Genomic DNA, 11,422 nt, shown 5'->3' with positions numbered 1-11,422 from the left:
CCCACCTGCCGCAGATACCCTGACGCTCGTGTCCAAGCCCGTCATCAGCGCCAAGGATCTTCTCGTCGGCTACGGCGGGGCGCCCGTGTGCGCACCCGTGACGTTCACGCTGGCGCCGGGCAAGGTGGTCGCCCTCGTCGGCGCCAACGGCTCCGGCAAGTCGACGGTGCTCCGCGCGGTCATCGGCCTGCTCGAGCCGTCGGGCGGGACGCTGCAGGTGTTCGGCGCCCCCGTGGACGAGCGGGAGGTCGCCTTCCGCACCAAGGTCGCCAGCGTCCTGGACGACGACGCGTACTTCCCGGCGCTCACGGTCTCGGAGCACCTCTACCTGACCGCCCGCGGGCACGGCGTGCACGGCGCCCAGGAGCTGGTGGCCGAGCTGCTCGCCGAGTTCGGCCTGTCGGACCACGCCCGCTCGCTGCCCGTCGCCCTGTCGTCCGGCCAGCGTCGGCGCCTGCTCCTCGCCGCCGGCTTCGTGCGGCCGCGGTCGCTGCTGGTGCTCGACGAGCCCGAGCAGCGCCTCGACCGGGCCATGCGGGACCGGCTGGCGGACCGGATCGTCGCCGAGAAGAAGGCCGGGGGCGCGGTCCTGCTGGCCACGCACGACCCGGACCTCCTGCGCGCGGTCGCGGACCGGGCGGTGCACGTCTCGGACAGCGTGACGCGGGTGCTGCCCCCGGACCAGGCCGCCGACCTGATCTCGCGGGAGAACCCGTGACCGACCTGCCGGCCGACGTGCAGGACGACGAGCCCGCGGTCCAGCCGTTCGAGGTCGGCGAGGTCCCGTCGGCCAAGAGCATCCGGCGGTTCACGTCCCAGGCCGCCAACGCGCGCGGCGGCGCGAGCATCGGCTCGCTGCTCTCGAGCGTCTACTACGCCGTCATCAGCATCGCGATCAGCATCGGCATCGCCCTCGGCGCCGCCCAGGCCATGCGCGTCGCCCTGCCCCCGGCCCCGGACGTGCAGGCGCCGGTCTCGCTGAGCCTGGCCACCCTGGTCGTCGTGGTCCTGGTCGCGCTCGCGGGCGTCCTGCTGTCCCTCGCCGGACGCCTGGGCCCGGTCGGCGCGGGCGGGGCCGAGGCCGCGTGGTGGCTGGGCCTGCCGGTCGACCGGCGTGGGCTGCTGCGGCCCGCCGCGCGACGGCTGCCGCTGCTCGCCGGGTTCGTCGGCGCCGTCATCGTGGCCCTCCTCGACGCGGGCCTGCTGGCCGACGCCGGGCACCGCGTGGTGCGGGTCGCCGGCACCGCCGCCGTCGTGGCAGCCGGGATCGTGCTGCTCGCGGCCGTCGGGCAGTCCGCCAGCGTCTCGCGGCGCGCCATCGCCCTCGTCGGCGACGTGCTGCTCTTCCTCGCCCCGGTCGCCGCCGTCGTGCTCTCGCTCGTCGGGTGGTCCGTCGACGAGGTCCCCGGGCCGCCGTGGTGGCTGCTCGCGTCGCTCGCCGTCGTGGTCGCCGCCCTGGCGTTCCTGGTGGACAACCGGCTCGGTCGTATGCCCGAGCGGACCCTGCGCGAGAGCGGCTCCGTGGCCACGCAGGCGGTCGGTGCCGTGGTGTCGATGGACTCGCGCGAGCTCGGCCGCGCCCTGACCGACGGCGCCGCGCCGCCCGTGCGCCGCTGGATCTCCCGGCTGCGCACCGCCCGCGGCCCCGCGTCCGCGCTGATCACGGCCGACGTCGTCGTCCTGCGCCGGTCCGCGCGTCACGTCGTGCAGCTGGGCGTCGCCGCGCTGGTGCCCGTGCTGGTCAGCACCGTCCCCGAGCTGGCCAGCCCGTTCGGCGTGCTGCTCGGCCTGCTCGTGGCCGGCTACGTGGCGATGAGCGCGACCGGTGAGGGTGCCCGGCGCGCCGAGATGGCCCCGATCCTCGACCGGCTGCTGCCGATCGAGGCGAAGACGGTCCGGCGGCTGCGCATGGTCGTGCCGGCCGCCGCGATGGCGCTGTGGTCGATCGTCGCGTTCGCGGCCGTCGGTCGCTGGGCGTCCGACGTGCCCGGGTGGATCGCGCTCGGGCTGGCGTCGACCCCCGTGTGGGCTGCCGCCGCCGTCCGCGCCTCGTACCGGCCCGCGCCCGACTGGGGCGGTGCCCTGGTCTCCACGCCCATGGGTGCCCTGCCGACCGGCGTGGCGACCGTGCTGGCCCGCGGCCCGGACCTCGTCGTGCTCGGCCTGCTGCCGGTGTGGATCGCGGTGCTGCTGCGGACCGTCAACCCGATCCTGCTGTACGTGCAGGTCATCCTCTCGGTCATCGCCGTCGCGATCGCCTCGTCGATCCGGACCGGGTCGCTGATGGAACGGATGATGGAGTCGCAGGAGTCGATGCAGGACAAGGCGGGAGTCCGCAAGTGACCCGCATCGTCGCCGGAACGGTCGGCGGCCGCACGCTCGTCGTGCCCAAGGCGGGCACCCGGCCGACCAGCGACCGGGTCCGCGAGGCGCTGTACTCGCGGCTCGAGCACCTCGACGTGGTCGACGGCGCGCGCGTGCTCGACCTCTACGCGGGCTCCGGCGCGCTCGGCATCGAGGCCGCCAGCCGCGGGGCCGCGCACGTGACGCTGGTGGACTCGGCTCGCGACGCCGCCGAGGTGTGCCGACGCAACGTCGCCACGCTCGGCCTGGCGGACCGCGTGCAGGTGGTCGCGGAGAAGGCCGAGCGGTTCGCGCAGCGGGCGCCCGCCGCGCCGTGGGACCTCGTGCTCGTCGACCCGCCGTACGACCTGTCGGAGCAGGACCTCGGGAACGTCCTCGCGGGCATCGCGCCGGCGCTGACCGCGCACGCCGTCGTCGTCGTCGAACGCTCGTCGCGCACGCCGGAGCCGACGTGGCCCGAGACGCTGGTGCGGCTCGACCGCCGGGCGTACGGCGAGACGGTCATGTGGTTCGCGGAGCCGGTGCCGCAGCCCTGAGATGCCGTCAGGGACGGTGCAGCACCGTCAGCAGCGGGCCGTCGTCGCCCAGCGGGACGGTGCCGGCGGCGGCGTACCCGAGGCGCTCGTAGAACGGGAGGTTCCGCGGGTCGCTCGTGGCGAGGTACGTGCCCGCGTCGTCGGCCGCGGCGATCCCGTGCTCGACCAGCCGCCGACCGATCCCGCGGCCCTGCAGCCCCGGCTCGACGCCGAGGAAGTTGAGGTACGCGGCCGGTCGGGCGGGGGCCAGCGCGGCCGCGGACGCCAGCGCGGCGAGGATCTCGTCGGCCCGCGCGCGTCCCACCAGCAGCGCGAGCACGCCCGATGCGCTCGGCACGCTGGTGGAGACGGGCACCGGACCCGGGAGCCGCCACGCGGCGACGCCGACGACGGCACCGTGCTGCCGGGCGACGTGCACGCGGCCGAAAGCCAGGTACCGGTCGACGGACGGGCCCAGCCAGGCCGCGCACGCGTCCTCGCGGGTGGCCTCGTCGGGCAGCACCCAGGCCATCAGCGGGTTCGCCCGGTAGGCGTGCGCGAGGACCGTGCGGATCGCGGGGGAGTCCGCGGCGGTGGCGTGGTCCAGGACGACGTCGGAGGCCATGCCCGAGGGTAGGGCTGCCGCGCGTTCGGCTGGTCGGACCGGGCGGCTGGCCTACCCTGACGTGGTGACCATCGCCGTCTGCCCCGGGTCGTTCGACCCCCTCACGCTCGGCCACATGGATGTGATCAGGCGCGCCCGGTCGATGTTCGACGAGGTCGTCGTCGGCGTCGCACGCAACTCGTCGAAGGCGTCGTTGCTGCCGGTGGACGTGCGGATCGCGCTGGCCCGGGCGGCGCTCGCCGACGTGGACGGGGTGCGGGTCGAGGCCGTCGACGGGCTGCTGGCCGACTTCGTCCGGGAGGTCGGGGCCGCCGCGGTGGTCAAGGGCCTGCGCGGCGGGGCCGACTTCGACGCCGAGCTGCCCATGGCGCTGATGAACCGGCACCTCTCGGGCGTGGAGACGGTGTTCGTCGTCGGCGACCAGGCGCTGGCGCACATCGCGTCGTCGCTGGTCAAGGACGTGGCGCGCTACGGCGGACCGATCGACGACCTCGTGCCCGAGGGCGTCGCGGACGCGGTGCGGACGGCACTTCGAGGAAGGGACGCAGGATGACCGACGAGGACCCGACCACCCGGCCCGAGGGCCTCACGGGCGTGCTCGACGCGATCGGCTCGGCCGTGGCGAACGCGCGGGCGATGCCGATGTCGTCGTCCGTGCTGGTGAACCGCGCGGAGCTGCTCGACCTGGTGGAGCAGGCGCGGGACGTGCTGCCGAGCCAGCTCTCGCGTGCCGACGAGGTGCTGGCCGACGCCGGTGCGGCGCGTGCGGTGGCCCAGGCCGAGGCCGACGCGGTGCTCTCGCAGGCGCGCGCGCAGGCCGCCGCGCTGGTCGAGCAGGAGGCGGTCGTGGTGGCTGCACAGGAGCGGGCCGCGCAGATCGTCGCCGAGGCCGAGGAGACGGCCGACCGGCTGCAGCGCGACGCGGACGACTACTGCGACCGGCGGCTGGCGGACTTCGAGATCGACCTGGGCAAGGTGCTGAGCCAGGTGCAGGCCGGGCGGGCGAAGCTCGCTGGTCGGCTCGGGGCCGACGAGAGCTGAGACCTGCGCCACTCCCGGAGGATTTGGGCGGCCCCAGACCTGTGCCGTAGAGTTGTCCGTTGGTTCTGCCGCTCATGGCACGGACCGAGATCAACGAGGGGACCCTGGCCGTGCAGCGCCCTGTTCACCTCGATCCCCGTTCGCCGTTCGTGCTCGATTCGCACGAGCTCGGCCGACGTCCGGGATCGACGCGGACCGTGCAGCGCACCGTGGGCGCCCCGGAGGATCTCGGTACTGACGTGATCGGCATCCCCACCGGGACCGATGTCGAGCTGGATCTGCGGCTCGAGGCGGTCATGGAGGGGGTCCTGGTCTCCGGATCCGTCCGCGGCCGGGCGATCGGGGAGTGCGTGCGCTGCCTGGGTGAGGTCGTCGAGGATGTCGACGTCCCCCTCATGGAGCTGTACGTCTACCCCGAGCGCGCGGCGATCGCGGTCGAGGACGGGGACGACGAGGAGGACGTGCGCGAGCTGGAGGGCGACCTGGTCGACCTCGAGCCCGCGCTGCGGGACACGGTCGTGCCGGCTCTGCCGTTCCAGCCGCTGTGCCGTCCCGACTGCCCCGGTCTGTGCTCCGAGTGTGGCGCACGGCTCGCGGATGACCCTGACCACTCGCATGAGACGCTTGACCCCCGCTGGTCCGCCCTGGGCGGCCTGCTGGGTTCGAACGACGAGACGAAAGAGAGCTAGCCGTGGCTGTTCCGAAGCGCAAGATGTCGCGCAGCAACACCCGTGCGCGTCGGTCGCAGTGGAAGACCACTGCCACGACGCTCCACACGTGCCCGCAGTGCAAGTCCAACAAGATGCCGCACACGGCCTGCCCGACGTGCGGTACCTACAAGGACCGCGCCTACGCCGAGGCCGTGCGTACGGAGTTCGAGGCTCGCTGAGCTGCGGCTCATCAAGCAACGCTCCACCGCCGCTGAGCATTCGATGACCGGAGGACCGGCGTGAGTGCCGCGGCAGAACTTCTCGAGAAGCTCGGGGTCCACCTGGACCCCGAGCTTCTCGTGCTTGCCCTGACCCACCGCTCGTTCGCGCACGAGGCCGGTGGCATCCCGACCAACGAGCGGCTCGAGTTCCTCGGGGACACCGTGCTCGGCCTGGTCGTCACGGAGTCGCTCTACCGGGCGCACCCGGACCTGCCCGAGGGTGCGCTGGCGAAGATGCGCGCCGCCACGGTCTCGCAGCGCGCGCTCGCCGTCGTCGCGCGGGACCTGGACCTGGGCAGCTACGTGCTGCTGGGCAAGGGCGAGCTGAGCACCGGCGGCCGCGACAAGGACTCGATCCTCTCGGACACGCTCGAGGCGGTGTTCGGCGCCGTGTACCTGTCCCACGGCCTGGAGTCGGCGCGGACGCTCGTCGATCGGCTGGTCGGCCCGTCCCTCGAGGCCGCCGCGGACCTCGGCGCGGGCCTGGACTGGAAGACCTCGCTGCAGGAGCTCTCCGCGACGCTGGGCCTGGGTGCCCCCGTCTACGAGGTCAGCGGCGAGGGCCCGGACCACTCGCGCACGTTCACCGCCCACGCCGTCGTGGCCGGGGTGTCGCGCGGGGTCGGCGTCGGGTCGGCCAAGAAGCTCGCCGAGCAGGACGCCGCGGCGGACGCCTACCGCGCGCTGGCGGCGCTGCCGCAGGACTGACGTGCCCGAGCTCCCCGAGGTCGAGACCGTCCGGGACGGGCTGGCGCGGCACGTGCTGGGCCGCACGGTCACGGGCGTGGAGGTGCGGCGCGACTACAGCATCCGGCGGCACACGGGCGGGCCGCTCGACTTCGCCGGCCGGCTGGACGGGCGACGGTTCGACTCGGCGGTCCGACGCGGCAAGTTCCTCTGGCTGCTGCTCGACGACGGCGACGACGCCCTCATGGCCCACCTCGGCATGAGCGGGCAGCTGCTCGTGCGGTCGCCCGGCGAGCCCCTGGTCGAGCACCCCCACCTGCGGGTCCGGCTGTCCCTGGACGACGGCGCCGCCCTCGACTTCGTCGACCAGCGCACGTTCGGGCACCTCAGCGTCCCCGACCTGGTGCCGACGCCCGACGGGCTCCCGGGCGGGCTCGGCTCGCCGGCGCCGGTGGTCCCCGAGCCCGTCGCGCACATCGCCCGCGACCTGCTCGACCCCGCCCTCGACCACGCCGCGCTGGTCGCCGCGGTCCGGCGGCGTCGCACGGGGCTCAAGCGCGCGCTGCTCGACCAGTCGCTGGTCTCGGGCATCGGCAACATCTACGCGGACGAGGGGCTGTGGCGGGCGCAGCTGCACTACGCCCGGCCCACGGAGACCTTGCGCAGCGCCGAGGTCGAGCGGGCGCTCGCCGGCGCGCACGAGGTCATGACGGAGGCGCTCGCGCAGGGCGGTACCAGCTTCGACGCCCTCTACGTGAACGTGAACGGCGCGTCCGGGTACTTCGACCGCTCGCTCGCCGTGTACGGGCAGGAGGGCCGGCCGTGCCCCCGCTGCGGGACGCCGGTGCGGCGCGACGAGTTCATGAACCGGTCGTCGTACACGTGCCCGCACTGCCAGCCCCGCCCGCGGCGAGGTCGGTTCTAGCGCCTCGCTCTCACCTGAAAGTGGGACATCCGTGACAAAACGGAATGATTCGGTCACGCTTCCCACGGTGCGCAACGGTGCGACGACAGGGGGCCAAGACCGATGGCTGGCAGCGGGCAAGACGACGAAGTGACCAATGTCCGGGCGGTGATCATCACCACGGCAATCACGGCCGTCGTGGTGGTGGGGGCGCACGTCGTGCTCGCCGTCAACTACGTGCAGCATCGCGACCTCCCGTGGCAGCCGGTGGTCGGGATCGCCCTGTCGACCGTCTCGCTCGTCGCGTTCGGTGGCTTCTACGTCGCAGCGAGACGCGCACGCGTCGCGATCGGTGCGGCGTTCATCCTGACATTCCTGACCATGCTCCCCTTCGCCTTGACCATCCCGGCGTTGGCAGGAAATGCCGAGACCGAGCTCGCCAGGAACTTGGTGAAGCAGTTCTCGGCGGTGGTCGGCACCGTGGTCGCCTTCTACTTCGGCACGGAGGCAGTGATCTCGGGACTCAAGCTCTGGACGATCTCGAAGAACCCGGAGGCGAGCGACCAGATCAGAACCGCGGATCGCGACCTGGCGACTCGCACGGTCAAGCCGAAGACGACCGAGAGCTGATCGGCGACCCTCGGCACGCCTAGCGCCGGACCACGTTCCGCAGCGGGCCGCCCGACAGGAACGCCGTCAGGTTGGCGGACACCAGCTCGCCGGCGCCCATCGGCCGGCCGCCGGCAGCGTGCGGGCTGATGAGGATGCGCGGCTCCGCCCAGAGCGGGGAGTCGGCGGGGAGCGGCTCGGTCTCGAACACGTCGAGCGCGGCGCCGGCCAGCCGGTCGGACCGCAGTGCGTCGAGCAGCGCGTCCTCGTCGAGCGTCGCCCCGCGGCCCACGTTGACCACCCAGGCGTGCCGTGGCAGGAGGGCGAGGACGCCCGCGTCGACCGCGTGCCGGGTCTGGCCGGTGGCGGGCAGCAGGGAGACCAGCACGTCGGTGCGGGGCAGGTGGTCCGGGAGGTCGAACGCGGAGATGACCGGGAAGCCGTGCCGGTCGCCCGCGGTGGTGGCCACGCCGGTCACCTGGGCGCCCAGCGCGGCGAGCAGGGGCGCGAGGCGCGCGGCGATCGACCCGAAGCCCCAGACGAGCACGCGGGCGCGGTCCAGGGTCCGGAACGACTGCCCCGGCTCGTCGTGCTGCATGCCGCCCAGCTCGGTGGCCCAGCGGTGCTGGTCCTGGGCGCGGACGAGCTCGGGCAGGCGACGCGCCGCGGCCAGGACCAGGGCGAGCGTGTGCTCGGCCACCGGTCCGTCGTGCAGGCCGCGGCCCGACGTGATCACGACGTCGTCGGCGAACCCCGCACCGAGCACGGCGTCGGGCCCGGCCGCGAGCGTCTGCACCCACCGCAGGTGCGGCAGCCGCCCGGCGGCGTCGGCCAGCTGGTCGTCCCCGTTGCCCCAGACCACCAACGCGTCCGCGTCGAGCGCGTCGTCGGGGACCGGTCGACCCACGTCGTAGCGGACCACCCGGACGTCCGGTGGCACGTTCGGCGCGTCGGTCATGGTCGTGGGCAGCAGCAGGGTGGTCACCCTCGTACGATGCCATCGTGCCCGCTACCACCGCCTCCGCAGGTCCCATCACCGTGATGATCGTCGACGACCACGAGGTGGTGCGTCGCGGCATCGCCGAGGTGGTGGAGCGTGCGGACGGCATGACCGTCGTCGCCGAGGCCGGTTCGGTCGCCGACGGGGCCCGCCGGGCCGCCCTGGTCCGCCCGCAGGTGCTCCTGGTGGACCTGCAGCTGCCGGACGGCACGGGCATCGAGCTGCTGCGCACGCTGCACGAGACGCTGCCCGATGCCCGCGCGATCGTGCTGACCTCGTTCGACGACGACGACGCCCTGGCCGCCGCGCTCGACGCCGGCGCCGCCGCCTACCTGCTCAAGTCCGTCCGCGGCGCCGAGATCACGGACGTCATCCGTGCGGTCGCCGCCGGTCGCATCCTGCTCGACGAGCGGACCGTCACGCGGCGCAAGGCGGGCCACGACGACCCGACCGAGAACCTCACCCCCAGCGAGCTGCGCGTCATCGAGCTCATCGGGGAGGGCCTGTCGAACCGCGAGATCGCGGAACGGCTCGGTGTGGTCGAGAAGACAGTGAAGAACCACATCACGTCCCTGCTGGCCAAGATGGGCCTGCAGCGCCGGACGCAGGTCGCCGCGTGGGTGGCGTCCCGCAAGCACGCCGGCTGGCGGGCCGAACCCGGTCACTGACCGGGCCGAACCCGGTCCTTGACGGGTCAGGCCCGCAGACCGGCGGGGGACGGGTCCTCGCGCCAGAGGCGGGCGGTCATCTGCTCGACCAGCTCGTCGAGCTGCGGCTCGTCGCTGCCGGACCACTGGTCCACGATCCGGCGCAGCTGCGCTCGCTCGTTCTCGCGGATCTCGTCGGCGATCGCGTGCCCGGCGTCGGTCGGGGTCACGACCCCGTCGGTGACGTCGACGAGGCCCCGGGACAGCAGCACGTCCGCGGTGGCGAGCACGCGGTCGCGCTCGACGCCCGAGTGGTCGACCATCGCGTCGATGGTCCGAGAGCCCTCGGCCGTGACCCGCGCGAGCATCCAGCACTGGCCGGGCGAGAGGCCGATGTCGAGATCGCGGTTGAGGATCGCGTACGCCCGCAGCGGGTCCTGGTGCCCGACCTCGCGCCACAGCAGCAGCCGCAGCTCCTCGAACGACGTCCGGCTGGCGGGCAGCGCGTAGACCTCGCCCTGCTCGGGGCGGCTGGCGCCGGTGCGCAGCGTGACCTCGGGGATGAGCCAGGCCAGCACGAAGGCCAGGACGCCGACCGGGACGGCGTAAAGGAAGATCGTGTGGATCGCGTCGGAGTAGCCGTCGAGGAACCAGTCCTGGACGTCGGCCGGGCAGCTGCGCAGGGCGGCCGACGTCGCGCTGAGGGCGGGCCCCGAGCAGGGACCGACGGCGCCGGCCGGGGGAGCGGCGGCCAGGGTCGACTCGAGGTGCGAGTTGAACAGGGTGCCGAACACGGCGACGCCCACGCAGCTGCCGATCGTCCGGAAGAACGTGGCGCCGCTGGTGCCCGTGCCGAGGTCGCGGTACTCGACGGCGTTCTGCACAGCCAGCACGAGCACCTGCATGACCATGCCGAGCCCCGCGCCGAGCACGAACATCGACAGGCCGGACTGCAGGGCCGTCGTGTCCCGGCCCATGAGGGAGAGCAGGTAGAGGCCCACGGTGAAGACGGCGGAGCCGAGGATCGGGAAGACCTTGTACCGGCCCGTGCGGCTGATGATCTGGCCGCTGGTGATGGAGGTGAGCAGCAGGCCGACCATCATGGGGATCATCTGCAGGCCGGAGCCGGTGGGCGTGGCGCCCTGGACCTGCTGCAGGTAGAGCGGGAGGAACGTGATCGACCCGAACATCGCGAACCCGACCACGAACCCGACGCCCGAGGTGGTGGAGAAGACGGGGTTGCGGAACAGCCGCAGCGGCAGCACGGGCTCGGGCACGCGCGCCTCCACGAACCCGAACACGATCCCGGCCACGACGGCGAGCAGCGACAGCCCGATGACCTGCACCGAGCCCCAGTCCCAGCTCGACCCGCCCAGCGAGGTGACGAGCACGATGCAGGTGGCGACCGTCGCCAGCAGCGTGATGCCCCAGACGTCGATCTTCGGCGACGTCCGTGCCTTGGTCACCGGCAGCACCGCGGCGACGACGACGAGGGCGAGCACGCCGATCGGGATGTTCACGTAGAACACCCAGCGCCACGTCAGGTGGTCCACGAAGAAGCCGCCCAGCAGCGGCCCGGCGACGCTGGACAGCCCGAACACGGCCCCGAACGCCCCCTGGTAGCGGCCCCGGTCCCGGGGCGGCACGACGTCGGCGATGATCGCCTGCGAGAGCACCATGAGCCCGCCGCCGCCGACGCCCTGCACCGCCCGCCACGCGATGAGCTGCAGCATCGTCTGCGAGGTGCCGGCGAGCGCGGAGCCGACGAGGAAGATGACGATGCAGGTGATGAACAGGATCTTGCGGCCGTACAGGTCGCCGAGCTTGCCCCACAGGGGTGTCGTCACCGTCGACGCGAGCATGTACGCGGTGACCACCCACGAGAGGTGCTCGGCGCCGCCGAGGTCCTGCACGATGGTGGGCAGCGCGGTCGCGACGATCGTCTGGTCGAGCGCCGCCAGCAGCATCGCGAGCATCAGCCCGCCGAAGATGGCCCAGATCGCCCTCTGCGAGAGCTGTCCTGCCGGTGACTCGACCTGCGGTGCCATGCGCGCCCCCTCGCGTCCTTCGCATCGTCGACCCGGCGCAGGGGGCTCGCA

14 protein-coding genes are annotated in these 11,422 nt (G+C 73.4%); 11 read left to right on the top strand and 3 right to left on the bottom strand.

Translation table 11 applies throughout. From position 1 onward, the window contains the following. Positions 1 to 28: 28 nt before the first annotated feature. Genes AC1DWH_RS18350 through rsmD form a run of 3 tightly spaced genes read left to right on the top strand, consistent with a single transcriptional unit; the run spans position 29 to position 2,900 of the window. Positions 29 to 718: an ABC transporter ATP-binding protein gene (locus AC1DWH_RS18350; protein ID WP_456845623.1), complete on the top strand. Its 690-nt coding sequence runs from the start codon at positions 29 to 31 to the stop codon at positions 716 to 718. Next, entirely contained in the window at positions 715 to 2,343 is a 1,629-nt protein-coding gene (locus AC1DWH_RS18345) for a DUF6297 family protein (protein WP_477094898.1), read from the top strand. Before AC1DWH_RS18350 ends, AC1DWH_RS18345 begins: the two co-directional genes overlap by 4 nt. Next, entirely contained in the window at positions 2,340 to 2,900 is a 561-nt protein-coding gene (gene rsmD / locus AC1DWH_RS18340) for a 16S rRNA (guanine(966)-N(2))-methyltransferase RsmD (protein ID WP_477094897.1), read from the top strand. Before AC1DWH_RS18345 ends, rsmD begins: the two co-directional genes overlap by 4 nt. Before the next feature lie 7 nt (positions 2,901 to 2,907). Here the strand turns inward: rsmD and AC1DWH_RS18335 are convergent, their stop codons facing one another. Then, positions 2,908 to 3,504, bottom strand: a complete 597-nt coding sequence (locus tag AC1DWH_RS18335; protein ID WP_477094896.1) for a GNAT family N-acetyltransferase — start codon at positions 3,502 to 3,504, stop codon at positions 2,908 to 2,910. Positions 3,505 to 3,568: 64 nt separating this feature from the next. Between AC1DWH_RS18335 and coaD the strand changes: the two genes are divergently transcribed. The 7 genes from coaD (at position 3,569) to AC1DWH_RS18300 (ending at position 7,697) form a co-directional block, all read left to right on the top strand. Next, positions 3,569 to 4,057 (top strand): pantetheine-phosphate adenylyltransferase, encoded by a 489-nt coding sequence (gene coaD, locus AC1DWH_RS18330; protein ID WP_456845619.1) that lies wholly within the window; start codon positions 3,569 to 3,571, stop codon positions 4,055 to 4,057. Next, the gene (locus AC1DWH_RS18325) at positions 4,054 to 4,545 is read left to right on the top strand and encodes a hypothetical protein (RefSeq protein WP_477094895.1); all 492 of its coding nucleotides are present in this window, start codon (positions 4,054 to 4,056) and stop codon (positions 4,543 to 4,545) included. Before coaD ends, AC1DWH_RS18325 begins: the two co-directional genes overlap by 4 nt. A gap of 110 nt (positions 4,546 to 4,655) precedes the next feature. Then, a complete protein-coding gene (locus AC1DWH_RS18320; RefSeq protein WP_477094985.1) occupies positions 4,656 to 5,234 on the top strand; it encodes a YceD family protein in 579 nt (192 codons plus the stop codon). A 2-nt stretch (positions 5,235 to 5,236) separates the two neighbouring features. Continuing rightward, positions 5,237 to 5,434, top strand: coding sequence for a 50S ribosomal protein L32 (gene rpmF / locus AC1DWH_RS18315; protein ID WP_370505356.1), 198 nt, complete (start codon positions 5,237 to 5,239; stop codon positions 5,432 to 5,434). 60 nt (positions 5,435 to 5,494) lie between these two features. Further along, the gene (gene rnc, locus AC1DWH_RS18310; protein WP_477094894.1) at positions 5,495 to 6,184 is read left to right on the top strand and encodes a ribonuclease III; all 690 of its coding nucleotides are present in this window, start codon (positions 5,495 to 5,497) and stop codon (positions 6,182 to 6,184) included. Position 6,185: 1 nt separating this feature from the next. Further along, positions 6,186 to 7,088 (top strand): bifunctional DNA-formamidopyrimidine glycosylase/DNA-(apurinic or apyrimidinic site) lyase, encoded by a 903-nt coding sequence (gene mutM / locus AC1DWH_RS18305; protein WP_477094893.1) that lies wholly within the window; start codon positions 6,186 to 6,188, stop codon positions 7,086 to 7,088. Positions 7,089 to 7,235: 147 nt separating this feature from the next. Further along, the gene (locus tag AC1DWH_RS18300) at positions 7,236 to 7,697 is read left to right on the top strand and encodes a hypothetical protein (protein WP_477094892.1); all 462 of its coding nucleotides are present in this window, start codon (positions 7,236 to 7,238) and stop codon (positions 7,695 to 7,697) included. A 19-nt stretch (positions 7,698 to 7,716) separates the two neighbouring features. Here the strand turns inward: AC1DWH_RS18300 and AC1DWH_RS18295 are convergent, their stop codons facing one another. Beyond that, positions 7,717 to 8,661 carry an NAD(P)-dependent oxidoreductase gene (locus AC1DWH_RS18295; protein WP_477094891.1) on the bottom strand — a complete coding sequence of 315 codons (945 nt, stop codon included), beginning with the start codon at positions 8,659 to 8,661 and terminating at the stop codon, positions 7,717 to 7,719. A gap of 56 nt (positions 8,662 to 8,717) precedes the next feature. Here AC1DWH_RS18295 and AC1DWH_RS18290 point away from each other — a divergent pair, with 56 nt between their 5' ends. Then, on the top strand, positions 8,718 to 9,344 hold the full coding sequence (locus tag AC1DWH_RS18290) for a response regulator (protein WP_477094984.1): 627 nt from the start codon (positions 8,718 to 8,720) through the stop codon (positions 9,342 to 9,344). 26 nt (positions 9,345 to 9,370) lie between these two features. Here AC1DWH_RS18290 and AC1DWH_RS18285 read toward each other — a convergent pair whose 3' ends face one another. Then, positions 9,371 to 11,371: an MFS transporter gene (locus AC1DWH_RS18285; RefSeq protein ID WP_477094890.1), complete on the bottom strand. Its 2,001-nt coding sequence runs from the start codon at positions 11,369 to 11,371 to the stop codon at positions 9,371 to 9,373. Positions 11,372 to 11,422 lie beyond the last annotated feature (51 nt).

The organism is Cellulomonas sp. P2_F12 (genome assembly GCF_056403775.1).
Note: the sequence above shows the minus strand (reverse complement) of the source record. Positions and strands in the feature narration are given on the sequence as shown.